Here is a 22,828-nt window from a genome sequence, read left to right as displayed (position 1 = left end):
CAGCCTATTGAGACACCTTCCCCGTCACCTCTGACCAGACCCCGGTCCAGAAACCGGATTGTTCAGCGGTCTCCTAGTCGGCCGCTGCTCAAGTCAATTGCCTCGGCTCACACGGCGCGGTACCGGTCGGGACGCGTTGCGTGATAGAGAATGACGATGCGTGTGCCACACCGGAAGGATCGCGAAGGCCATGCCATGGACGTCGCGGCGAAGGGGCATGCAAGCCCGTACGCTACCGGTGGCGGCGGGGTGGTGCTGGAGCATGGGTATGGCGCGGTCCTGCTGGCCGCCTTGCTGACCCAGGGCCCGGTTCGCGGGCTGGGCGAAGACGTCGTGCTCGCCGAGGTGCGGTTCCAGCAGAGCGCGTGGTATCCGGTGGACGATCTGCTGGTGGTCGGGCAGGGCCCCACCGGGGAGCGCCGGATGTTCGTCGGTGTCCGGCGTAATCCCACCATCGGGGTGAGCAGTCCGCCGTTCGTGGATCTGCTGGCCGACTACCTGCGCATGGTGGTCGACCACCTCGCTGAGTTCGACGCTGGCAGATGGCGGCTGGGGCTGGCCGTCGCCGCTCCGCACACCGGATCGGCGGAGCTGGCGACGCTTGCCTGGAATGCGCGCAAGCAGCGCTCGCACGCGATGTTCCGCTCGGCGGTCAACGCGCCGCTGGCAGTCCGGAGCAAGATCCGGGAACGGTTGCAGGGCCTTGACGCCGCGGTTGCGGTGGCCGCCGCGCGCATCGGCGCCGGCATCGACCCGGAGGAACTGACCTGGCAGCTGCTGCGCGCGCTGCGAGTCGTCCACCTCGCCCTGGAGGGCGACGATCCCGCTGACCGGTACCACGCGGTCAACGAGCTCAGGCGGTTGGCCGGTGGGGTCGCGCAGGCCGCCGATCTGTGGCGGCGGCTGACGGACCTGTCGGCGGGGTATGCACAGGCCGCGGCGAGCGTGGACCAAGCCCTCCTCTTCCGCGACCTCGGCACCCGGGTCGGGGGTCCGGCAGCTGTGGCCCGGCTCGGTCCGGTGCCGTTGCGGGAGCGGACGCGCGTGTCCGAGGCGGACCCGCGCCAGCTGGGTGTGCACGCCTCGATCCGGGTGGACGGGGTAGACAGCGACATGCCGTCCTACGTCGAGCGCGACGTGGACGGCGGCGAGCGCGGAGTCCGGGCGTTGGTGGCAACAGCCGCTCAGCGGGGCGGATTTGTGCTGCTCGTCGGCGGCTCTTCGGTCGGCAAGACCCGCTGCGCCTACGAAGCCGTCCGGGCGGTGCTGCCGGATTGGTGGCTCGTCCACCCGTCAAGCTCGGACGACATCGCCGCACTGGCCGCCGATCCTCCACATCGGACGGTGTTGTGGCTGGACGAGATCCAACGGTACTTCGGCGGTGAGCGCGGGCTTGCCGGCGGCATCATGCGTGCGCTGCTGAGTGCGCCGTCACCGATAGTGATCGTCGGCACCATCTGGCCTGACCGCTACCTACGGTTCACCGACACTCCGACCTACGACAGTGCGGACCCGCATGCCCAGGAGCGCGAGGTCATCGAGCTCGCCGAGGTCGTCGTCGTCGCAGATGCGTTCACTCCGGCCGAGCGGCGGCGCGCCGAGACCGCCGCAGCAACCGACCGGGTGCTCGCCACGGCGCTGAACACCACCGGCTTCGGACTGACCCAGACCCTGGCCGCCGCCCCGCAGCTGGTCAGTCACTGGGAGATCGCCAAGACGGTGCATCCGTACGCCTGGGCGCTCCTGCTTGCCGCGGTGGACCTCAACCGGCTGGGCGCCGAGCACCCGCTGCCGGAGGCGCTGTTGCGCGAGGCGGCCCCGGGCTACTGCACCGAGCGGCAACGGGCCGAGGCCCCGGATGACTGGTTCGAACTCGGCATGGCTTATGCGACAAGGAAACTGCACGGAGCCACCGCCGCCCTCAGCTCTGTCGGCGGCACCGAGATGGGCCGGACCGTAGGCTACGTGGTCGCCGACTACCTGCTGCAGCATGTCATCCGAACCCGCCCGGCCGAGCCGGTTCCGGCCAACGTTTGGGGCGGGGTCCTCGAACACCTCACCGACACGGCCGACATGGTGGTGGTCGCCGAGAGCGCCGCTGCCCATCTGCTGTACCGGCACGCGGTCGCGCTCTACCGGCGCGCGGCGGATGCCGGCAACCGTTCGGCGGCGGCCCAGTGGGCGGTGCACACGGGTGACCCGGCCGCGATCGCGGACCTGCGAGCCCGCGCCGGCGACCGGGGGGATGGGTCGTTCGAAAGTAAGGAAGCGGCAGAGGAGGCAACGCAGGTGCTCGCGGATGCCCTGGTGCAGGGCGGCGAGCTGGACCAGCTTCGTGAGCTCTTCCGGCCGACGGGCTTCCCCTCGGGTACGACCTGGCGGATCAGCCAGCGGCTGGCTCGAGTACTCGCCGACCGTGGCGCCTACGATGAGCTTCGCACCCTCGCCGACCGTGGCGACCTCGCCGCCGCCGAGCGTCTGGCAGATTTTCTCGCCCTGCGCGGAAACGCCGACGAGTTGAGGGAACGTGCCCGAATCGAGCCCAGCGTCGTCCTGCCCCCGCGGGAGGACGAGCACCTCTTCAGCGGCGACAGGAAGCGGGAGCAGACCGCTGCCCGCGACCGGCTGGCCGACTATCTGGCGCATCGCGGAGACCTGGCGGAGTTGGCCGCGCGGACGGACGAGCCCGCCACGCGGAGGATGTTCACCCTGCTTCGCCATCGGGGTGACATCCCCGCACTGCGCCGCCTCGCCGCGTCCCGGGGCGGCGAGATCAAGACCGAGCTGGTGCAGATGCTTGCCCACCGGGGTGACCTCGAGGAACTCATATCGCTGGCGGCAACCGCCGACGAGAAGCTGCTCGGGCGGATTGCGGACGTATTCGCGCACCGCGGCGCCCTCGACGAACTCGAGATCCTCATGCAATACCACTGGCCGGCCGCCGACCGGCTGGCGAGCATCCTTGCCGATCGCGGCGACCTCGCCCGGCTGGGCCGGCTCGCTACGCGCCACATGTTTGCCGAAGGCATACTGGTCGAGGTGCTCATCGCCCGCGGCGACGTGGCGGCGTTGTATCGACTCGAGTCGGCATTGTCCGGCACGCCTATGCCACCGCATCTCACTACCCAGGAGTTGAACAGACTCCTCGTGGATCGTGGCGCGGTCGACGAGCTGGCGGACCGGGCGGATCGCGGCGACTCGGACGCGGTCCGGAAGTTGGCACACACCATTGCCGACCGCGGCGACATTGACGCTGCGTGGCGCCTCCTGCGCACGCACGGGCTCGACCGCCGTTGGCGGGTCACCTCCGTCCATGACGAGTTGGGAGCGGACCGAGACGACCTCGCGGCCAGAGCCCAGGCTGGTGAGGCGGTGGCCGCCGCTCGCCTGGCCCACGCCCTCATCCGCCGCGGAGATCTCGACCAGCTCCGGAGCAGAGCCGACCTGGGCGACGACTTCGCCGCCGGCGCGCTCGCGGAGGCGTTCCTGCACCGCGGCGAGTTCGAGCGGCTGCGCGCCCTGGCCGACGAAGGCCACCGGACAGCCGCCGAAAAGTTCGCCGACGTGCTCGTATACCAGGGTCGGGTCGACGCGTTGACCATTCGCGCCGACAGCGGCGACGAGCAGGCCAGCGACCGGCTCCTCGATCTGCTGGTCCACCGGGGCGATCTTGACGGGTTGCGTCGGCGCGCCGACGCCGGTGACCTCCTCGCGGCTCGACAATGGAACGAGATGGTCGCCGACCGCGGCGACATCGATCGGCTCCGCGACCAGGCTGGTCACGACCTGATCGTCGGCATGCACCTCGCGGACCTGCTCCTCGACCGGGGCGAGATCGCCGAGCTGCGGGCCCGCGCTGACAATCACGACTATGGAGCGGCCGATCGGCTGGCCAAGTTCTTCGCCGACCGGGGCGAGATCGACCGGCTGCGCGCCCGTGCCAACGCCGGCGACTTCAGCGCCGAGGCGACCCTCGCACACGTGCTCGCCGACCAGCGAGCCATCGACGAGCTACGCACCAGGACCCGCGAGCACCGCGATGACTTCCAAGCAACCCAACGCCTCGTGGACGTCCTGGTCGCGCAGGGCGACCTCGCCGAGGCACACCGAATGCTCCTCGCCCAGGTGACGATCGGCGACCACCGGGCGGCCCGGCGACTACCCGAACTGCTGACGTGGCTCGGCCGCCACGACGAAGCACGCCAGTTGGCCCGCCACGGCCTCAACACCGACGGCTCGCCGGCAGCCTCGACCGAGCGGCGCCTGAAACTGGACAACACCTGCTGAGCGGCCAAGCCTGGGCGGTGATCCGGCTCAAACTCCTGGGGTCGCCGCGCGGTGGGTTGCTCGGACCCGCGCGTGGTCTCCGGTAGGGTCGGCCGGTGCCGTCTCGGTTTCAGCAACGGGTTGTCGACGAGTTCCTGGACTGGACGCGGGCGCGAGGACCTGCGCCCGCGGATGAGGCTGGCCGGTTGTGCCGGGACCGGATCACGATCCTGCTGCAAGGGCGGGCGGACCACCTCGACAGGCCGGATCCGACCCGGTGGCGTAGTGGCGACGTCCACGATCTGTTCATGACCCATGTGGTGCCGCGGCAGGTCGACGCGTGGGACCTCGCCGGGCAGGGCGTGGAAACGATCCGTGACTACCTACGGTTTCTCGACGCCACAGACCGGCTGCACCCTGCCAGCACCCGCGTGCCGACATTGCTGAAAGAGCTGGACCGGCTCGCGCCGAGGTACCCGACCGCGATGGCGGACACCGGCCGTTGGCGGCTGGCCAAACGGGTCTTCACCGCGATGCTGGCGGATGGGATCACGCTCGACACCGAACCTGCGGTGCTCGATGCGTGGGCGGAGCGGTTCAGCGCCCGCGATGCGGAGGGTCGCCGGGAGGTGCTCGGCGAGCTGATGGACCAGCATCCCGAGTACGCCACCGGCCGGGTCGTCATCCACGATGGCCAGGTCGCCGTGCTCAGGGCGGGCCTGCCGGCGGCGAAACATCTGGTCTGGCCGGACCTCGCCTGTGACTGCGGCTGCGAGCAGTCGGACGTTTCCGCCGATCGCGCTGCCCGACGCGGCTGCCCTCGCAAACAGCGTGGCCGTCGACGGCGCCGGGTTGCTGCGGCAGCTCGCCGTGCTGGCCGTGTGGGTCGGTGACGCCGACCGGGCCGTCGATGACCGCGGCGAGCTGCGCAAGAGCGGCCGGGTCGAGCTGATGGACGCCCTGGGCCTCCCTGTCGACGTGGGGCAGCGGATCGACGCACCGGCGCTGACCCGGTTGTGGCGGTTGGCGATCGAGTTCGACATCATCCAGCTTCGCCGTGCCCGGGTCGTCGCCGGCGCCGGCGCGGACCTTCTGAGCGCCGCGTTGAAGGGCGAGGGGAGCGCTGAGCAGACGCTCGACCTGTGGACCGAGCTTGCCGATGCGCTGGTTCACCCGTCCGTTCCAGCGTCGGCGCCGAAGGGCGGCGAGCAGTTGCGCACGTGGCTGCAGCCGTGGGTGCCGCGGTACCTCGGTCTGCTGTACGCCGCGAGCGCCACCGGCGAACCTGCGGACATGGACGCACTCACCGAGCAGCTGCTGGACGAGTACGACCACCGGCTGCCACCCGGCGACCCGGAGCTGTTCGCCGGCCTGGCCGCCATCACGGTCCGGCAGACCCTGGCCGGCCTCGCCCATCACGGCGCCGTCGCGGTGACCGGCGCCAACGGCGAGCCCGACCCCCGGCACGTCGTCACCGCTGGCCTGCTCGGCATCACGGCCTGGGCCGTGCACCCCGAACCCGGCCTTACGGTCGACCTCACCGATCTCGGCCGCTACCTGGTACGCCAGCGCCTGCTGGCCGAGAACGCCCACGTGCCGCTGATCGACTGACCGAGTGCGCTGCTATTTCCGGCGTCCGGGCGCGGTCACGGTGTCCTCCACGGCGGCCAGGTGCAGCTTCATCGCATTGGCTGCCGCGTTGGCGTCGCGCGCCGAGATGGCGGCGAGGATGGCGTCGTGCTCGTCGGCCGCCTGGGCCGCCCGGCCCGGTACGGCGGCCGCCGCAATGGCCTGCTCCTGCAGGACCGAGCGGAGTTCCGAGACCAGCCGGGGGAACAGCGGGTTGGCGGTCGCGGTGGCGATGGCCACGTGGAAGTCGGCGTCGATGCCGACCCGGATGGAGGGGTCCTGCTCCTCACGGAACCGCACGAGCAGCGCGGTCATCGCCTTGAGGTCGGTCCGCGAGCGGCGCTCGGCCGCGAGGGCGGCCAAGGGCACTTCCAGCGTCCGGCGGACCTCATGCAGGTCGCGGGGTAGGTACTTGCCGGTCAGCAGTTGGGACGGCGCGAACTGCGCGTCGACGAAGGTGCCCTTGCCGGCGTACGAACGGGTGAGACCGAGCGCGTTCACGCTGTGCAGCGCCTCACGGATCACCGAACGGCTGACCGCGAACGACTTGGACAGCTCGGCCTCGGAGGGCAGCCGCTGACCCACCGCGAACTCACCCGACTCGATGAGTTCGACGAGTTGCGATCGCACGTGTTCGGCGGCGGTGCGCTGCGCGACGGGGATCACCTTCACGGCTGCCAGGTTAACAGCCTGTCGGGCAGCCGATCGGTCAGAACTAGGCATCGATGCGCACCGGCACTGACCAGGTCGACTCGCACGGGCTGCCGGCGGCGTACACCAGCGAGCGAGCCGCAAGATCCATCACGATCCCCGCGATGGTGCAGGTGCGCTCGGCCGCGGGCTGGGCCGCGTCCGGGTGCTGGCACACGCTGTACGGCGCGTCCGCGTGGTCGGCCAGCGCCTCCTGCAGGCTCTCGATCGTATGCGTGTCGTGTTGCTGCACGCGCGCGGTCAGGTGGTGCAGCCGGTTGCGCGTGTGCGCCTTGCGCTCGAGATAGCGGTCCACCCCGGTAAGGCCGTCGACCAGGAAGTGGTTGGCGTGCGTGACCACACCGCCGACGGGAGTGATCACGCCGCCCGGGCCGTCGCCCGGGCCGGTCTCTATGTCCGCGCAGAACCCGCCTGCGTCGCCGATGAGATAGTTTGCGGAGTTTGCCCGCGATGTGGATTGGATCCGCTTGGCGGCCTCCGCACCGCTGTCGCTGTCGAGCACCGATCGCAGCAGCACGTGGTACGGAACGCCGAACCGGCCCTCGTCCCCGTCCGAAATGAGGGTGTTGGTGCACAGGCCGACCCCGCTGGAGTTGATCCCGACCTTCGCCAGCATCCCGGCCTCGACCACCGTGACGAAGTCGGGGCCGTCGTCCCGGCGCACCTGAAGTACGATCGCGGTTTCGCGGGCCCCCTCGATCCAGTCCCAGTTCTGACCCATCAGTGCGGTACCGGAGGTCGTGCGCTCGGGGGTCAGCGCGAACGACGTGCACTCGGTGGATGCCACAGCCCGGGCCCGTCCGGGAGCGGCGAACATGATCTCGCTGCGGGTGTTCAGGGCCAGGATGTCGGCCACCTCGACGCCGGCCCCGCGGGCGATCGCCCGGATCTCCCGCGCGGACGCCGGCGAGAAGTCCTCGATGGGACCGGCGAACCGGAGTCCATGTCGCCGCACGGTTGCCCAGTCCCACGACGCGTAGTGCATGAACACGTCGGCATAGGTCCGCAACGCATGCTCGATCCGGGTCTTCGCAGCGAGGCCGTACTGGTATCCCCGCTCTTCCGGGTCGCCCGCGACGGCGACGACGTCGTACCCGGAGGCGACTGTCCGCGCCATGCCCGCACCTCCACTTGTAGCTTCTGGCTTCGCCCGCCTGGCAGGCTATCAGGTTGCATGACAGGTTGTCCCTTCCCCGTCGGGGCCGCCATTGCCTAGACTCCTGTCTGACAGCCCGACAGGAGTCGCTCAATGCAGGTAGACCTTCCCCTCGATCGACTGGTGCAGTACGAGTACCCGCACCCCGAGCCCGGGGACTTCGACGCCTTCTGGAGCCGGACCCTGCACGAACAGGACGCTCATCCCCTCGATCCGCGGTTCGAGCGGGTGGACGCCCTGGTTCGCACCGTCGACGTGTACGACGTCACCTTCGGCGGATACGCCGGGGACGACGTACGGGGGTGGCTGCTGCTGCCGCACGAGCGAACCGGCCCCCTGCCGCTCGTGGTGGAGTACCTGGGCTACGGCAGCGGACGCGGGCACCCGGTCGAGTCGCTCGCCTACGCCAGTGCCGGCTTCGCGCACGCCATCATGGACTCCCGCGGCCAGGGCAGCGCCCTGCGGGCCGGCCACACCGCGGACCCGCACGGGGCGGGCCCGTCCGCGCCGGGGTTCATGACCCGGGACATCCTCGATCCCGAGCGGTACTACTACCGCCGCCTGTTCACCGACGCGTACCGGTTTGTCGATGCCGTGGCGACCCACGAGGCCGTGGCGCGCGACCGGATCGCGGTGACGGGACGCAGTCAGGGGGGTGCCATGGCGCTCGTGGCCGCCGGCCTGCGCGACGATGTCCGGCTGGCGATGCCGCATGTGCCGTTCCTGTCCGCCTTCCGCCGGGCGGTACAGGTGACGGACCACAGTCCCCATGGGGAAATCGTCAAATGGCTGGCCGCCCACCGCGGTTCGGTGGAGCGCGCCTTCGAGACGCTGGCCTATTTCGACGCCGTGTCCTTCGCCCGGCGGGCCGCCTGCCCCGGCCGGTTCTGCGTCGCCCTGCACGACGTCGTGAGTCCGCCTTCCACCGTTTTTGCTGCATACAATGCTTATGCCGGGCCCAAGGAGATGACCGTGTGGCAGTTCAACGGCCACGAGGCGGGCGGGCCCGAAGACCTCTTGCGAACCATTCGCGCCGTCCGAGAGCTGGTGTCATGACTATCGTCGACTTTCACCACCACGCGCCATTGGCGTCCTACGTCAGCCGATTGACGGCGCTGGGCATCCAGGCTCAGCCGGGCGCCCCGTTTCCGGTGTGGGAACCGGCGGACTCGGTCCGGATGATGGATCGGCTGGGCATTGACCTGGCCGTCCTGTCCGTCGCCTCACCCGGGTTCTATTTCGGCGATCAGACATTCACCACGGCCCTGTGCCGGGACACCAACGACGAGCTGACCGAAGTGGTCCGCGCCGGCGACGGGCGGTTCGCGGCGGTTGCCTGCCTGCCACTGCCCTCGGTCGATGCCGCGCTCACCGAGATCGAGCGGGTGTTCGACCGGCCGGAGTTCGTCGGCGTCGGCCTGCTCACCAGCTACGCAGGGTCGTACGTCGGCCACCCCAAGTTCGACGGCCTGCTGGAAACCCTGAACGACCGCGGTGCGTTCGTCCACGTACACCCGGTGCTGCCCGCGTGGTGGCCCGAGGGCGAGATCCCCATCCGGCCGTCGGTCCTGGAGTACCTCTTCGACTCGACGCGCCTCATCACGAACCTGCTCCTCACCGACGTGCCGCGCCGATTTCCGCGAGTCCGGTGGGTCTTCTCGCACTGCGGCGGCGCGATGCCGGCCGTCGCTCCGCGCATGGTGCTGGCCGAAGGCATGCCGGAGCTCGCGGCCGTCGCTCCGCAAGGCGTCCTGCGCGCGCTGGCGGCGTTCCGCTACGACACCGCCCTGTCCCACACCGCGGCCGACCTCGGCGCGCTGCTGTCCTTCATCGACGACACTCGGGTCGTGCTCGGAACGGACTTCCCGTTCTCGTCGCTCGACGAGGTGGCCGGGCGTTTCGCCCTCTTGGGCGAGTACCTCGGCGACACGCGCCGGTCGGCCGTGCTCAGCGAGAACGCCCGCGAGCTCCTCGGCGACCGGGGGCGGACGCGGTGACCCGGGCCGGCGGCTGGACGGACAGCGCCTGGTAGATGGCGGCCTGCTCGGGGCCCAGTGGCGTGGTCTGTGTGACGGTGCCGGCCGGACCGGCCAGGGTCACCTGTGCCACCCGCCCGAGCTGCCGGTTGATGGTCCGCCAGGTCTGCCCGCTGGAGTGCTCGGCGACCCGGGTCAGCAGGAGCGCCAGCCACCAGATCGGCACGTGCGCGCGGATGCGGCCTCCCGCCGGTCCGGGCAGCAGCCGCGTCTTGAGGTCACGAGCGTCCAGGAGGTTCTTGTACCCCAGGGCGACGTCTTCGGCGCTGATGTGTGGGTCGGAGGTGGCGATGAGGTACTTGCCGTCGAGCCTGGCCTCGGCCTTGACCTTCGCCGGGTCCACCTTCAGGCGTCCGCCGGGCGGCCGGATCAGCCAGCGGCCGAGGGTGGGGTGGTCGCGGAGCGCGCACTCGGCCCGGACGCGGGCGGCTTCGTCTCCGGCGCACTGCTCGGCGATCCGGGTCAGTTCGGCTTGGATGTGCACGATTGCCTCGTCGCGCTGCCGGCGGTCGCGCTGTGCCTGGTCCGGGTTGTGGCAGACGACGAACCGGGCGTCCTGACCGTCGAGGCGGACCTCCCGGACGCGCAGATTGTCGCGGACGTACCGGTAGCGGCCCGGGCGCGACAATACCGCCTCGACGAGGCGGTTGCCGTCGCACATGCGCATTCCGGCGATGTAGTGTCCGCCGGCGCGGGGTAGGCCGGCCAGGTCGTCCGCGCCGGAGAAGCCGCGCTCGACCACGGTGACGACCCGGCCCGGATGCCGGTCCAGCAGGTCGTCGCGGACCTCGGCCGGGACGGAGTCGTCACCGGCGCCACCCGGCCAGCACCAGTAGCGGACCGGGATGCCTTCCTTGGTCACGGCCAGGCCGATGACGATCCGCTCCCCGTCGCCGCACTCGACCTGGATGGTGTCGAAGAACAACAGGTCGAGCCGGTCGGCCACGGCGAGGAACAGCGACTCCTGCACCCGCGCCTGCGTGTCCGCGTCCACGAGCAGATCCATCGCCCGGCGGGCGTGCTCATCGTCCATCGTGGATAGTCCCGGCACGGCGGTCTCCTCGCGCACCCATTCGGCGGCCGACAGCCCGCTCATCGGGGCCACCGCCCGGTGGGCGACCAGCGCGAACAACACCCGTTCCAGGTTGGCGGTGAACCGCCGCGCGCCGGTGGCCGCGCGCACCGCCGCGCCCACGTCGAGGCGGTGCCAGAGCCCGTCGAGCAGCCAGGTGGCTCCGATGGTGCGGACGTCGACGACCTCCAGCGACCCGGCCCGGGCGGCCGCACCCGCCGGCGCGGCACCGGTCGGCTCGTCGCCGCCGAAGTGCTTGCTGATCGACGCGGCCAGCCGCTGCAGCCCGGCCACGTCAACCTGGTCCACTCGGCCCAGGCTCATCAGCACGTCCGGCTTGATCTGCCCGTCCACCCGCCGGTTGTGGGCCAAGGCGACGTAGCGCACCACCGCGCCGTCGGCGTTGGTCCGCGACGTGAACCGCAGGAACATGCCTACGACCAAACCATTCTTGACCTGCTAGCGCAAGGTCAAGATACTGGGTCGTGTTACTACACGTTCACCCTTCCGAGCCGCTTCGCGACCGGCCGGCACCCCACTGACCAGCGGAAATCCGAAACCGATCGCTCCCGCGTGTGTACCAAACTGCGGGACCCGGGCGCAAGGAAACTTCGTAACGAACAGAGCGGAGGCCCTTGCGATCCACCCGACCACGGTGCACCCTGAGGGACAACCTATAGGGCTGTCAGACAGCCGGGCAGGTTGACAGGTCCGGAGGCACCGCGTACCCCGCGCTTTGGCAGGTCTTCGGTCCCCCAGCAGAGGAGAGCAGCGATGCGTGCAAGGAACTTATGGCGCGGCCGTGTCGCCGTGGCCATCGGGCTGACGGGGGCCCTGGCCCTCGCGGCCTGCGGTGGGGCGAGTGACTCGGGCGCAAACAGCTCGGGCGAGATCAAGGGAACCATTGACTTCTGGATGGGCGATCCCATCGGGGACGCCCAACAGCCGATCATGCAGAAGCTGGCGGACGACTATGCCGCCGCACACCCGGGGACCAAGGTGAACCTCCGGTTCCTCGGTAAAGACGCACACCAGACGTACCTGACCTCGATCGCCGGCGGCAGCGTTCCCTGCGTCGCGCTCATCGGCAACACCTGGACCCCCGAATTCGCGGCACTCAATGCCCTCGAGGTATACGCCGACGACCCCAAGACGCTGCAGGGCACCTACGTGCCCGGCATGATCGAGTCGACCATCTTCAAGGGCAAGTCGTACGCCGTTCCCTACGACACCGGTGTCCGCGCCCTGATCTACCGCAAGGACCTGCTGGAGGGGATCGGCAAGACCGCGGCCCCCGCCACCTGGGACGAGCTGCGCGAGGCTGCCCTGGCCGTCCAGGCGAAGAACCCGGGCGTCAACGGGTTCGGCATCATCGGCGGCGCGCACTGGTACTACCTGCCGCTGATCTGGAACTGGGGCGGCGAGATCGCCAAGCAGAGCGGCGACAAGTGGGTCTCCGAGGCCGGCTCGACGCAGTCCGTCCAGGCGTTCCAGTTCTACTCCGACCTGCTGACCAAGGACAAGCTGTCGCCCGCCGGCGCCTCGGCCTGGACCGCCGCCGACGTCGACAAGTCCATGGGCCTGGGCCAGACGGCGATGATGGTCGGCGGGTCGTGGGACCTGCGCACCATCCTCAAGCAGGCTCCCGATCTGGAGAGCAAGCTGGCCACGGCCGTCCTGCCCAAGGGGCCGGGCGGGAACAACGACACGTTCGCCGGCGGCAGCAACCTTGCCGTGTTCCGCGAGTGCAACAACAAGGCGGTGGCGAACGACTTCGTGAAGTTCATGATGAGCAAGGAAAACCTCGTGCCGGTCACCTCGAACCTGGGTCTGCTCCCGGCGACGAACGATGCGCTGGCCCAGGAGAAGGCCACCGGTTCGTTCTCCGCCCCGCTGTTCAAGGCGTACGCCGACCAGGCCGACCACACCCGTTCCATTCCCCCGGTGGCCAGTTGGGGGAAGGTCGAGGGGGCCAACTCCATCGTGAACGCCATGCAATCGATCATGAGCGGCAAGAAGACGGCCGACGCCGCCATGAAGGAACTCGCAGACCAGGTGAACCAGGCAATTGGTTGAGAATGTGAAGACCACAATCCGTCGCGCAGCGTCCTCGGCCACCCCGAGGGCGCTGCGCGAGCGGCGCTCAGTGCGCGGACAGCAAGGCTTCGAGAAGCGATTCCTGCCGTGGGCCTTTCTGGCGCCGCTGCTCGCGGTGATCGCCGGCGTGGTCGGATATCCCGTACTGCGAACGATCTGGCTGTCGTTCCACGACGGCGAGTACCTGCAGAGTGGACCGTTCGTCGGGCTGAAGAACTACCGCGACATCTTCGCCGACCCGTATTACACCGCCGCGCTGCTGCGCACGACCCTGTTCGCGGCCGCGGTGGTCGTCACCACGATCCTGCTGAGCCTGGCCATCGCCCTGGTCCTCGACGCCGCGCCCCGCGCGGCCAAGGTGCTCAGCGTCATCGTGCTGCTGCCCTGGGCCATGCCGCGGGTCGCGTCGGGCATTGTCTGGAAGTGGATGTTCGACGACCAGTACGGCGTGGTCAACTGGCTGCTGGTCAACTGGTTCGGCCTCGACTCCTTCAACGGCTACTCCTGGTTCAGCACGGGCACACCGGCCATGGTGGCCATCACGGTCGCCGTCGTCTGGCACTCGGTTCCCTTCGTGGCGGTCTCCCTGTTCGCCGGGCTGCGCGGCACCCACGGTGAAGTGGTGGAGGCGGCCCGGGTCGACGGCGCCAGCGCCTGGCAGATCCTGCGCCGCATCCGGCTGCCCATGATCCGTCCCCTGCTGGTCGTGATGACCACGATCTCGACCATCTGGGCGTATCAGTCCTTCGACCACTTCCTGGTGATGACCACACCGCCCGGTGGCCCGGACCACTCGACCGAGGTGTTGTCCCTGCTGACCTGGCTCGAGGCCTTCGCCCAGCTCGATCAGGGCTCCGCCGCGGCCATGGCCGTGGTCCTGTTCCTCATGCTGGCCGCGGTGAGCGTGCTGTACGTCCGGCTGAACCGAGAGGACGTCCGATGACGTCACTGTTGCGCCGTGGTGCGCTGTTCCTGCTCGTTGCCGTGATCGTGGTGAGCAGCCTGTTCCCGTTCTTCTGGATGCTGGTCACGTCGGTCAAGCCCGACAGTGAGCTGTTCACCCGCACCCCGCGGTTCGTCGTCACATCGCCGACCGTAGAGCGGTACACGCACCTGCTCGACGGCAACATCCCCACCCAGTTCCGCAACTCCCTCATCGTCGCCGTGGCGACGACGGCGCTGACCGGCCTGATCGCGCTGCTGGCGGGCTATGCCCTGGCCCGCTATCGGCTGCGGACCCGGCACATCCTCACGGTCGTCATCCTCGTCACGCAGTTGCTGCCGCAGACCATCCTCGTCATCCCGTTGTTCACGCTGTTCCGCAACGCCGGCCTGCTCAACACGTTCCAGGGGCTGACCCTGAGCCACCTGGCCCTGACCGTGGGTCTGTGCACGTTCATGCTGCGTTCGTTCGTCGTGGAGATCCCGTTCGAGCTCGAAGAGGCCGCCCTGGTCGACGGGGCGAGCCGGCTGCGCGCCGTCTGGTCGATCGTGTTTCCGCTGGCCTGGCCGGGGCTGGCGGCGAGCTCCGTCTACGCGTTCATCACGTCGTGGAACGAGCTCATGTTCTCGGCGACGTACATGCAGCGGCCCGAGATCGAAACGCTCCCCGTCGCCCTGCAGCAGTACTTCTCCAGCTACTACACCGACTGGGGCGGAGTGATGGCGGCGAGCGTGATCTTCACGATCCCCGTGGTGATCTTCTTCCTCGTCGTACAGAAGCGGCTGATGCAGGGAATGGCATCGGGCGCGATGAAGGGCTAGAAGCGGAACAGCGACGCCTGGAACCGGTAGGCGTCCCCGCGGTACAGCTGGCGGCCCACGTCGAAGCACTGGTCGTGCTGGTCGAAGGTCTTCTGGTAGCCGACCAGCACCGGATCGCCGGGCTCGAGGCCGAGCAGCTTGGCCTCCCGCGCCTTGACCGCCTCCGCCGCGAGCTCGTAGTCGCACCGGCTGGCCGCGATGTCGTAACGGTCGCGCAGCACGTCGTAGAGCGACTGGCCGGTGAAGTCGACGTCCTCGATGCCGGGCACCCGGGCGGCATCGAGGCACGAGTGGTCGACGCTGAGCGGCGAGCCGTCCAGGAACCTGACCCGGCGCAGGTCGACCACCGGCTGGGAGGTGTCGATGCCCAGGACCTCTGCCTCGGCCAGGGTGGCCGGGCGAACCGTGGCCCGCATGACCCGGGACGTCGCCTCCATGCCGCGCTCGCGCGCGACCTCGCTGAGCCCGCGCAACCGGTTGGGCTCGTGCACGAGCCGGTTCTCGGCGACGAACCAGCCGCGCTGCGGCGATGGCACGATCCGTCCGGCATCGGCCAGGGCGCTGAGCACCTGCCGCAGCGTTGCCCGGCTGACCCCGAGCTCGGCGGCCAGGGTGCGCTCACCGGGCAGCCGGGTGCCGGCCGGGAACTGCCCCACGGTCAGCGCTTCCTGGAGGGCACGGTAGGCCTCGACCGCGTTGTTGCGGCCGTCCACCCGGGCCGGGGAGACCTTGAGGTCGAGTGCCTTCACCACGGCTGCCACTCCTCGCTGTGTCGGTGTGCGCTGCATCCTAACGCCCTTGACACGCACGACCCGGTCCTCCCAGACTGGTCTACAATACAGACCAGTTGGCCACGAGAGGGCGATATGACAGACGAGAGCATCCGCGAGCCGCAGGTCCTTCGATACCGAGACCTCGAGCGGCGCACGTGGGGCGACGAGACCACGGGACGGCTGTGCGACTGGTTCTACGCGGACGACGCGACAATGAACCTCAACATCGTCGGCATGCCGCCGAATGGTTCAGCGATCTCCTCGCCCGCCCACCCCACCGTGTTCGGCGCGGACGAGCTCTTCTACGTGCTCGAGGGGCGCATGGTCCAGAGCAACCCGGTCACCGGCGAGGTCTTCGTGGTCAATCCGGGTGAGGCCATCTTCTTCCGCAAGGACACCTGGCACTACCAGTGGAACCACAGCAATGTACAGCTGCGGATGCTCGAGTTCTTCCAGCCTGCCCCCAAGTCCGGCACGGGCGGCGCCTACGCGCGCGCCCAACCCCCGCTCGACGGCCCGCCGAAGCAGGGCCAGGACGAGCTGCTCGGCAACTGGCCGATGGCCCGCGACACTCCGCGCGAGCGGACCACCTGGATGATCCGGGAGGCCGACATCCTCTGGCGCATGGAGGGCTCCACCCGGGGCCGCGAGATCCTCGTGGGCATCCTGGCCAGTACCGAGCACCTCACCGCCGGGAAGATGTCGTTCCTGGGTGGCCAGCGAAGCGACGTGTACAGCCACGGCGCCGACAAGGTGATCTTCGTGGAGTCGGGCAACCTGCACGTCGAGCTCACCGGCACGAAGAAGTGGGTCGAGCTGGACCCCTGGGACGGCGTGCGAATCCCGGCCGGCACGCAGCACTCGTTCTACAACATGAGCCACGAGCCCGCCTCGTGCCTCTTCTCGGTGGCCGGCGAGTACCGGCCGGGCTGCGTTGCCTGACCTCGCGGTCGGCGGCGGTCACGACATCCTCGTGGCCGCCGTCGACTGGGGTGGGACGTGGATCCGGGTGGCCGCCGTGTCGGGCGGCCGAATCGTGCGCAAGGACCGCCGGGCCAAGCCGCCGAGCCTGTCCGAGCAGTACGGCACCGTCGCCGAGATGGTCCTGCGCACCACCGCGCATCTGGCCCGGCCTCCGGCGGCGGTGGGCGTGGGACTCGCGGGCGTGGTTCAGGAAGGCATCGTCGGTACCGCCGTCAACCTCGGTTTCACCGACGGGACCGACGTCGCGGCGGCGCTGCGTCCGCACCTGCCGCTGCCCACCTACCTGCTCAACGACGCTCAGGCCACCGCGCTGGGCGTGGCGGCGCGCTGGCCGCACGGGACGACCGCCGTCCTGACCATGGGTACCGGCATCGGCGGAGCGGTGATCAGGGACGGCTCGCTGGACACCGGGCTCGGCGGAGCCGGCGACTTCGGCCACATGGTGATCGATGTCGACGGCCCGCGCTGCCCCTGCGGTGGCACCGGTTGCGTTGAGGCGCTGGTCTCCGGACGAGGCCTGGCCGAGACCGCGAACACACTCGCGGAGGACGGGTTGAGTCCCCTGCTCGCCGCGCGCGCATACAGCGGGCGTGTCCTGCACGCCGGAGACCTGCAAGACGCCGCCGAGAACGGCGACGGCCGGGCGGCCGGCGTGCTCGACCGGTCCGCGGTCGCCCTGTCCGCCGGCCTGCGCACGATCGTCGCGACGCACGATCCGCAGCGCATCGTCCTGGCCGGCGCGACCCTGGCCCCGGACACGTACTTCGGCCGGGCGGTGCGAACGCACTGGGACCGCACCCGGCCGCGGTGGGCCCGGACGGAGCTGCACCACGTGGGCGACGACGAGGACGCGGCACTGCTCGGGGCCGCGTCGCACGCACGTGACAGGTTCACCGCGGCCCGGTCCGGCTCCTGACGACCTTCCCAGCCAATCCATCGTGTGGCAAACTGCAACTGGTTCATGTAATAGACCAGTTCTCTCGAGAGGCCAGGTCATTCCTCATGACGTTGTCCAACCGTTCGATCGTCGTCTTCGCCTTCGACGGCTACCAGGAGCTCGAGTTCTGGTACCCGGTCCTGCGCGCCCGGGAGGAGGGGGCGGAGGTCAAGGTCGTCGGTCCGGGGGAGGGCCCGTGTGAGAGCCACCTGGGCTACCCGGTCCTCGGGGACACGGTCCCGGACGAGGTCGTGTCCGAGGACGTGGACGCACTGGTAGTGCCGGGGACGGTGGCTGGTCGCCCGGCGGTCAGCGACGAGCAGGTGTCCCTCCTGCGCCGGCTGCGTGCCGCGGAGGTGCCCATTTTCGCGAGCGGCTCCGGCGCCCACCTGGTCCGGGAGCTCGTCCTCGACGTCGATCCCGACCGCGTTGCGGTGGACGCCGATGCCCTTCCCGCCATGTTCACCCGGCTGCGGACCGAGCTGGCCGGCTGAGCCGCCGCTCACCGACGTCGAAGGAGAGTTCGTCATGCAGATCTTCCGTACCGTGCTCGGTGACGTCCCGGCCGAGGAGTCGGGCCGCATCCTCACCCACGAGCACCTGCTCTACGGGTACCCCGGGGCCGAGCTGGACCACCGGACCGTCTTCGACCACCCCGCCGCCGTCGAGCGGGTCAGCGGCCAAATCATCGACGGCATGATCCCCAACGGGTACAACACCCTCATCGACATGACCCCGGCCGAGGTCGGCCGCCACCCGCAGTTCATGGTGGACGTCGCCAAGCGCACCGGCATCAACGTCGTGGCGATCACCGGGTTCTTCCCGGAACGCATGGGCGTGCCGTACTACTGGCGCCGGCAGACCATCGAGGAGCTCACCGAGTTCTTCGTGCGCGACCTCACCGAAGGCATGGTGTTCGCCTGGCAGCAGACGCCGTACAAGGCCGGCGCCATCAAGATCGCCACCGGTCAGGAGAGCGTCTTCCCCAAGCCGAGCCCGGTGGGCGCGTACGGCCGCCACGTCCACGAGGTGGAGGACCGCCTGATCCGGGCGGCCGGCAAGGCGGCCATGGCGACCGGCTGCGGCATCAACACCCACATCGACCCGATGGACTTCGAGGTCACGAACCCGGGACGCGAGCAGCTCGAGATCCTCGACGAGGTCGGCATGGACCTCTCCAAGGTGATCATCGGCCACGCCTTCGTACCGCCGCAGGTCAACATGATGCGCGAAATCCTCAAGATGGGCGCGAACGTCCAGCTGGACCACATCGGCATTCCCTGGCGCGTCGGCAGCGCGGAAGAGCTGGACGAGGCGATGGCCAATGCCCTCGTCGAGCTCATCGAGGAGGGCTACCTGGATCGCATCGTCCTCTCGTTCGACCGGTGGTTCTTCAACCCCCGGGCGACGGTCACCGAGTCCGACCCGCAGCTGGAGAACGAGAAGGTCAACCTCAACTACATGTTCACCAGCTGGGTCCCGCGCCTGAAGTCCAAGGGCGTCACCGACGAACAGCTCGACCAGATCATGATTCACAACCCCCGACGCATCCTGTCGATTGCGGTCTGACGGAGGACTGGATGGAACTGCAGAAGGCTCGAGTCGCTGTCCTGGCCGAGAACCTGTACCAGGAGCTGGAGCTGTGGTACCCGGTCCTGCGGCTGCGTGAGGCCGGTGTGCGGGTCACGATCGTGGGCGCCCGCGCCGGCGAGGTGTACGCCAGCAAGCTGGGCTACCCGGCGGTGGCCGAGGTCGGCATCGCGGACGTGTCACCCGACGACTTCGACGCGGTGATCGTGCCCGGCGGCTTCTCGCCCGAGTACCTGCGCCGGGAACCGAGCTTCGTCGAGTTCGTCCGCGCCCTGAACGACCGGGCCGCCCCGGTCGCGGCGATCTGCCACGCGGGATGGCTGCTGGCGACGGCGGACATCGTCAAGGGACGAGCCGTCACGTCGGTTCCCGTCATCAAGGACGACGTGATTCACGCCGGCGGCGACTGGCGCAACGAGGCCGTCGTGGTCGACGGCAACCTCATCACCTCACAGCTGCCCAACGACCTGCCCCAGTTTCTCGCCCGGATCCTCGACGCCCTGGCCGGCAGCGACGCGAAGGGCGGCGACGTCCCGGCCGTCGTCCGTGATGCCACGCCGAGCTCGGCGGTCTACCGCGCGGCCGCCGTGGTGAAGAACCGTGCGGCCGGCCCGGGATCGGCCAACTACCGGGCATACGCGGTGGCGGGCGAGTGACCGTCGCGCTGGTCGCCGGCGGCGCCACCGGCATCGGACGGGCAACCGTGCGGGCCCTGCGCGCCGCCGGCACCGACGTCTACCTGGCCGACGTCAACGACTCGGCGGCCCGGGAGGTGGCGGCGCAGGAGGCCCCGGGGCGGATCGTCGTGGGGCACCACGACCTGGCCGACCGGCACGCGCCGAAGGCCGCCGTGGACGCCGCCCTGGAGGCATTCGAGCGGCTCGACCACGTTGTCGTGACCGCCGGCCTGCACGTCGTCGCTCCCCTGGAGGACTTCGCGTTCGAGGCGTGGGAAGCGACCATGGCGGTGAACGTGCGGGCGCCCTACCTGCTGGCCCAAGCAGCCGTGGCGGCGCTGGCGGACACCCGCGGAAGCATCGTGTTCACGGGTTCGACCGCGGCTCACCGCGGCAGCCCCGGCACGTTCGCCTACGCCGCGTCCAAGGGCGCACTCATCAGCCTGACTCGATCGTTGGCGGTCGAGCTCGCGGGCCGTGGAGTTCGCGTCAACAGCGTGTGCCCGGGGTGGATCGACACCCCGTTCAACGATCCGTACTGGAACGCCCAGGCCGACACCGAGGCCGCCCTGAACGGCATCGTCGCGCGGGTGCCGCTGGGCCGGCAGGGCGATCCGGAGGAGGTGGCCGCCCTCATCGTGTACCTGCTCGGTCCGGGCTCGGCCTATCTGACGGGACAATCCGTGATCATCGACGGCGGCCTGCTCTCCGCCTAACTACGACGGGCTGCGACACCTGGTCATCAACGCCTCGACGCCGTCGACGTAGCGCCAGTTGGGGATGCCGGCCCGGCCCTTGGCCGGGCCGACCGCCCCGTCTGCGTCCGTGGTTGTGGTCAGATGGGGCGGCGGTGCGGTCCGGTCGGAGGCGAAGGAGCTGCTGTGGTGGGTGGCGCTGGAGTTGGCCTGCGTGGTAGCGGGGAGCTGGTGACGAACAGGTGGGCGGGCCTGGCAGCGTTGCTGGCGGGGTTCTTCGTCATTTTGCTCGATACGACGATCGTGGCGGTCGCGAGCCCGCGCATTCAGGAAGACCTGCAGGCCGGCGTTGCAGGGTTGTTCTGGGTGACGGCCGGGTATCTGCTGGCGTTCTCGGTGCCGTTGCTCGTCGCCGGGCGGCTGGGCGATCGCTACGACCCGAAGCGTGTGTTCCTGGCCGGGATGACGGGCTTCGCGGTGGCTTCGGCGCTGTGTGGTCTGGCGCCGTCGGTCGGCTGGCTGGTGCTGTTCCGCGTTGTCCAGGGGCTGGCGGCGGCCGCGATGGCGCCCCAGCCGCTCACGCTGATCCGCCGGCTGTTCGGCGCGGACGAGCGCGGGCGTGCCCTCGGCCTGTGGGGCACGGTCGCATCAGCCGGGGCGCTGCTGGGTCCGCTGCTCGGGGGCCTGCTGACCGCGGCCCTCGACTGGCGATGGGTCTTCCTGGTCAACGTCCCGCTCTGCTGCGCCGCGTTGCTGATGGGGTTGCGCTGGATCCCCGGCAGCCGGGGTCAGAACACCAGCCTCGACCTGCCCGGGGCGCTGCTCAGCACCGCGGGTCTCGGCGTGCTCGTCTGGGCGCTGCTGGCCTGGCGGGACGTTCCGGCGTCCGTGATCGCTGCAGCTGGTGTGCTGGCTGCGGTACTGCTGGCCGGGTTCGTCGTCCGGGAGCGGCGGATCGGTCCGGCGGCGTTGGCCCCACCGGCGGTCTTCCGGTCGGTCGGATTCCGCGCGGCCAGCGTCGCGGTGGCCTCGCTGGGGACGGTGGTCATCGCGATGGCACTGCCGACGATGCTGTATCTGCAGGACGTGCGGGGCCTGGGACCGCTGGAGGCCGCGCTGGTGATGACCCCGGACGCCGTGATCGCGGCGCTGGCGTCGCCGGCAGCCGGCCGGTGGGTCGACCGCGCGGGACCACGCCGGCCGGCGATCGTGGGGATGGCGCTCCTCAGCGTGAGCCTGCTGCTGATCGGGCTCGTCGTCGTGCTGGGCGTCAGCCCGTGGTGGACAGTGCCCGGGGCGGCGGTGCTCGGGATCGCGAATGCTGTGGCCTGGTCGCCGTTGTCGGTCGCCGCCATGGCATCGGTGGACGCGGCCGCCGCGGGCGCGGCGTCCGGCATGTTCAGCACGATCCGGCAGGTCGCGGCCGTCACCGGTGTCGCGGTGACCGGCGCGATCCTCGCCGGCTGGCGGGCATCGCCGACCGTGTCGTTCAGCGTCGTCTTCGCGCTCATGACCCTGATCGCGATGGCGGGTGTCGCCGCCGCCATCCGGTTGCCGAGGACGTCGGCCGGGTGAGCGGGCGATCGCGCCGGCCCGTCAGGGCTTCCTGCCGACCGCGCCGAAGATCGACGCGTCGACCGGCAGTGGATGCTCCTCGGCATCCGGATCGGCCCGCCAGTCGCTGACCGCCACGATGCCGGGCTCCACGAGGCCGAGCCCGGTGAAGAACTCGCTGAACTCGGCTCGGTCCCGCGGATGGACGTCGGACTTGCCGGTGCGTAGCGTCTCGTCCCAGTTGGCGGCCAGTGCCGGGGTGAGGAACTCTTTCGTGGCACATGACATGGTCAGGTAGCTGCCCGACGGCAGCGCATCCAGCAGCGTCTGCACGACGCCGCGCGCGGCCGCCTGGTCGGGCAGGAAGTGCACGATCGCGACGAGCATCAGCGCCACCGGCTGGCCCAGATCGAGCGTCTCCTGCACCGCGGGGTCGGAGAGGATTCGCTCCGGGTTGCGCAGGTCTTCCTCGATGTAGCGGGTGCGCCCTTCCGGCGTGCTGCTCAACAACGCCCTGGCGTGGGCCATCACCATCGGGTCGTTGTCGACGTACACAATGCGAGCGTCCGGGGCGACGCGCTGCGCCACCTCGTGGGTGTTGTCGGCGGTCGGCAGCCCGGTGCCAACGTCGAGGAACTGGCGGATGCCGACTTCGCCGGCCAGATACCGCACGGCACGCTGCAGGAACGCGCGGTTGGCCCGAGCGGCGATCCGGGCCGCCGGATAGGACTTCGCCAGCAGGTCACCGGACTCCCGGTCGGCGGCGAAGTTGTCCTTGCCACCGAGCCAGTAGTTGTATCGCCTGGCCGGATGCGGGACTCCGGTGTCGAGCTTGTCCATCATCACAGCCTCCCGGTTGGAAGACAGCATCGTAGTCCCTGAGGTCC

The 22,828-nt window shown here is 69.9% G+C and carries 20 protein-coding genes; 15 read left to right on the top strand and 5 right to left on the bottom strand.

Going from position 1 to position 22,828, the window contains the following annotated elements; genetic code table 11:
• Positions 1 to 150: 150 nt before the first annotated feature.
• The 3 genes from IEZ31_RS50380 to IEZ31_RS50370 all read left to right on the top strand — a co-directional run bounded on the left by IEZ31_RS50380 (position 151) and on the right by IEZ31_RS50370 (position 5,877).
• Positions 151 to 4,287, top strand: a complete 4,137-nt coding sequence (locus IEZ31_RS50380; RefSeq protein ID WP_190257282.1) for a hypothetical protein — start codon at positions 151 to 153, stop codon at positions 4,285 to 4,287.
• A gap of 95 nt (positions 4,288 to 4,382) precedes the next feature.
• On the top strand, positions 4,383 to 5,159 hold the full coding sequence (locus tag IEZ31_RS50375; protein ID WP_229837092.1) for a hypothetical protein: 777 nt from the start codon (positions 4,383 to 4,385) through the stop codon (positions 5,157 to 5,159).
• Positions 5,098 to 5,877 carry a hypothetical protein gene (locus IEZ31_RS50370; RefSeq protein ID WP_190257280.1) on the top strand — a complete coding sequence of 260 codons (780 nt, stop codon included), beginning with the start codon at positions 5,098 to 5,100 and terminating at the stop codon, positions 5,875 to 5,877. Before IEZ31_RS50375 ends, IEZ31_RS50370 begins: the two co-directional genes overlap by 62 nt.
• A 12-nt stretch (positions 5,878 to 5,889) precedes the next feature.
• On the opposite strand, the gene IEZ31_RS50365 is transcribed toward IEZ31_RS50370, so the two are convergent.
• Both IEZ31_RS50365 and IEZ31_RS50360 read right to left on the bottom strand, forming a co-directional pair.
• The gene (locus IEZ31_RS50365) at positions 5,890 to 6,567 is read right to left on the bottom strand and encodes a FadR/GntR family transcriptional regulator (protein WP_190257279.1); all 678 of its coding nucleotides are present in this window, start codon (positions 6,565 to 6,567) and stop codon (positions 5,890 to 5,892) included.
• Positions 6,568 to 6,610: 43 nt separating this feature from the next.
• Entirely contained in the window at positions 6,611 to 7,723 is a 1,113-nt protein-coding gene (locus tag IEZ31_RS50360; RefSeq protein ID WP_190257278.1) for a C45 family autoproteolytic acyltransferase/hydrolase, read from the bottom strand.
• 132 nt (positions 7,724 to 7,855) lie between these two features.
• Here IEZ31_RS50360 and IEZ31_RS50355 point away from each other — a divergent pair, with 132 nt between their 5' ends.
• Entirely contained in the window at positions 7,856 to 8,818 is a 963-nt protein-coding gene (locus tag IEZ31_RS50355; RefSeq protein WP_190257277.1) for an acetylxylan esterase, read from the top strand.
• On the top strand, positions 8,815 to 9,759 hold the full coding sequence (locus IEZ31_RS50350) for an amidohydrolase family protein (protein WP_190257276.1): 945 nt from the start codon (positions 8,815 to 8,817) through the stop codon (positions 9,757 to 9,759). Before IEZ31_RS50355 ends, IEZ31_RS50350 begins: the two co-directional genes overlap by 4 nt.
• Here the strand turns inward: IEZ31_RS50350 and IEZ31_RS50345 are convergent.
• On the bottom strand, positions 9,710 to 11,302 hold the full coding sequence (locus IEZ31_RS50345) for an IS1634 family transposase (protein WP_190257275.1): 1,593 nt from the start codon (positions 11,300 to 11,302) through the stop codon (positions 9,710 to 9,712). The two genes, IEZ31_RS50350 and IEZ31_RS50345, sit on opposite strands and share 50 nt — an antisense overlap.
• A 378-nt stretch (positions 11,303 to 11,680) precedes the next feature.
• Here IEZ31_RS50345 and IEZ31_RS50340 point away from each other — a divergent pair, with 378 nt between their 5' ends.
• The 3 genes from IEZ31_RS50340 to IEZ31_RS50330 are packed head-to-tail and all read left to right on the top strand — an operon-like array spanning position 11,681 to position 14,731.
• A complete protein-coding gene (locus IEZ31_RS50340) occupies positions 11,681 to 12,946 on the top strand; it encodes an extracellular solute-binding protein (RefSeq protein WP_190257274.1) in 1,266 nt (421 codons plus the stop codon).
• Between the two features lie 4 nt (positions 12,947 to 12,950).
• Positions 12,951 to 13,910, top strand: a complete 960-nt coding sequence (locus tag IEZ31_RS50335; RefSeq protein ID WP_229837090.1) for a carbohydrate ABC transporter permease — start codon at positions 12,951 to 12,953, stop codon at positions 13,908 to 13,910.
• Positions 13,907 to 14,731: a carbohydrate ABC transporter permease gene (locus IEZ31_RS50330; RefSeq protein ID WP_190257272.1), complete on the top strand. Its 825-nt coding sequence runs from the start codon at positions 13,907 to 13,909 to the stop codon at positions 14,729 to 14,731. Before IEZ31_RS50335 ends, IEZ31_RS50330 begins: the two co-directional genes overlap by 4 nt.
• Here IEZ31_RS50330 and IEZ31_RS50325 read toward each other — a convergent pair.
• The gene (locus tag IEZ31_RS50325) at positions 14,728 to 15,483 is read right to left on the bottom strand and encodes a GntR family transcriptional regulator (protein ID WP_190257271.1); all 756 of its coding nucleotides are present in this window, start codon (positions 15,481 to 15,483) and stop codon (positions 14,728 to 14,730) included. The two genes, IEZ31_RS50330 and IEZ31_RS50325, sit on opposite strands and share 4 nt — an antisense overlap.
• Before the next feature lie 114 nt (positions 15,484 to 15,597).
• On the opposite strand from IEZ31_RS50325, the gene IEZ31_RS50320 reads away from it, so the two are divergent.
• The 7 genes from IEZ31_RS50320 to IEZ31_RS50290 all read left to right on the top strand — a co-directional run bounded on the left by IEZ31_RS50320 (position 15,598) and on the right by IEZ31_RS50290 (position 21,962).
• Positions 15,598 to 16,446 carry a cupin domain-containing protein gene (locus tag IEZ31_RS50320; protein ID WP_190257270.1) on the top strand — a complete coding sequence of 283 codons (849 nt, stop codon included), beginning with the start codon at positions 15,598 to 15,600 and terminating at the stop codon, positions 16,444 to 16,446.
• Positions 16,439 to 17,404 (top strand): ROK family protein, encoded by a 966-nt coding sequence (locus IEZ31_RS50315; protein WP_190257269.1) that lies wholly within the window; start codon positions 16,439 to 16,441, stop codon positions 17,402 to 17,404. The genes IEZ31_RS50320 and IEZ31_RS50315 overlap by 8 nt, the downstream gene beginning before the upstream one ends.
• 86 nt (positions 17,405 to 17,490) lie before the next feature.
• Complete coding sequence (locus IEZ31_RS50310; RefSeq protein WP_190257268.1) at positions 17,491 to 17,919, top strand: DJ-1/PfpI family protein; 429 nt, start codon at positions 17,491 to 17,493, stop codon at positions 17,917 to 17,919.
• Between the two features lie 34 nt (positions 17,920 to 17,953).
• Positions 17,954 to 18,994, top strand: coding sequence for a phosphotriesterase family protein (locus IEZ31_RS50305; protein WP_190257267.1), 1,041 nt, complete (start codon positions 17,954 to 17,956; stop codon positions 18,992 to 18,994).
• Positions 18,995 to 19,005: 11 nt separating this feature from the next.
• Positions 19,006 to 19,671, top strand: a complete 666-nt coding sequence (locus IEZ31_RS50300; RefSeq protein WP_190257266.1) for a type 1 glutamine amidotransferase domain-containing protein — start codon at positions 19,006 to 19,008, stop codon at positions 19,669 to 19,671.
• On the top strand, positions 19,668 to 20,408 hold the full coding sequence (locus tag IEZ31_RS50295; RefSeq protein WP_190257265.1) for an SDR family NAD(P)-dependent oxidoreductase: 741 nt from the start codon (positions 19,668 to 19,670) through the stop codon (positions 20,406 to 20,408). The genes IEZ31_RS50300 and IEZ31_RS50295 overlap by 4 nt, the downstream gene beginning before the upstream one ends.
• 210 nt (positions 20,409 to 20,618) lie before the next feature.
• The gene (locus tag IEZ31_RS50290) at positions 20,619 to 21,962 is read left to right on the top strand and encodes an MFS transporter (protein ID WP_190257264.1); all 1,344 of its coding nucleotides are present in this window, start codon (positions 20,619 to 20,621) and stop codon (positions 21,960 to 21,962) included.
• A 21-nt stretch (positions 21,963 to 21,983) separates the two neighbouring features.
• Here the strand turns inward: IEZ31_RS50290 and IEZ31_RS50285 are convergent, their stop codons facing one another.
• Positions 21,984 to 22,784 (bottom strand): SAM-dependent methyltransferase, encoded by an 801-nt coding sequence (locus IEZ31_RS50285; protein WP_190257263.1) that lies wholly within the window; start codon positions 22,782 to 22,784, stop codon positions 21,984 to 21,986.
• Positions 22,785 to 22,828: the final 44 nt, after the last annotated feature.

It is taken from the genome of Dactylosporangium sucinum (assembly GCF_014647515.1).
Lineage (GTDB): Bacteria > Actinomycetota > Actinomycetes > Mycobacteriales > Micromonosporaceae > Dactylosporangium > Dactylosporangium sucinum.
This window is presented reverse-complemented; position numbering and strand designations above follow the sequence as displayed.

Coding starts and splice junctions, on each gene's coding strand:
- IEZ31_RS50380 (WP_190257282.1), top strand. CDS start 151: ATGACGATGCGTGTGCCACACCGGAAGGATCGCGAAGGCCATGCCATG.
- IEZ31_RS50360 (WP_190257278.1), bottom strand. CDS start 7,723: ATGGCGCGGACAGTCGCCTCCGGGTACGACGTCGTCGCCGTCGCGGGC.
- IEZ31_RS50355 (WP_190257277.1), top strand. CDS start 7,856: ATGCAGGTAGACCTTCCCCTCGATCGACTGGTGCAGTACGAGTACCCG.
- IEZ31_RS50350 (WP_190257276.1), top strand. CDS start 8,815: ATGACTATCGTCGACTTTCACCACCACGCGCCATTGGCGTCCTACGTC.
- IEZ31_RS50345 (WP_190257275.1), bottom strand. CDS start 11,302: ATGTTCCTGCGGTTCACGTCGCGGACCAACGCCGACGGCGCGGTGGTG.
- IEZ31_RS50330 (WP_190257272.1), top strand. CDS start 13,907: ATGACGTCACTGTTGCGCCGTGGTGCGCTGTTCCTGCTCGTTGCCGTG.
- IEZ31_RS50320 (WP_190257270.1), top strand. CDS start 15,598: ATGACAGACGAGAGCATCCGCGAGCCGCAGGTCCTTCGATACCGAGAC.
- IEZ31_RS50310 (WP_190257268.1), top strand. CDS start 17,491: ATGACGTTGTCCAACCGTTCGATCGTCGTCTTCGCCTTCGACGGCTAC.
- IEZ31_RS50305 (WP_190257267.1), top strand. CDS start 17,954: ATGCAGATCTTCCGTACCGTGCTCGGTGACGTCCCGGCCGAGGAGTCG.
- IEZ31_RS50300 (WP_190257266.1), top strand. CDS start 19,006: ATGGAACTGCAGAAGGCTCGAGTCGCTGTCCTGGCCGAGAACCTGTAC.
- IEZ31_RS50285 (WP_190257263.1), bottom strand. CDS start 22,784: ATGATGGACAAGCTCGACACCGGAGTCCCGCATCCGGCCAGGCGATAC.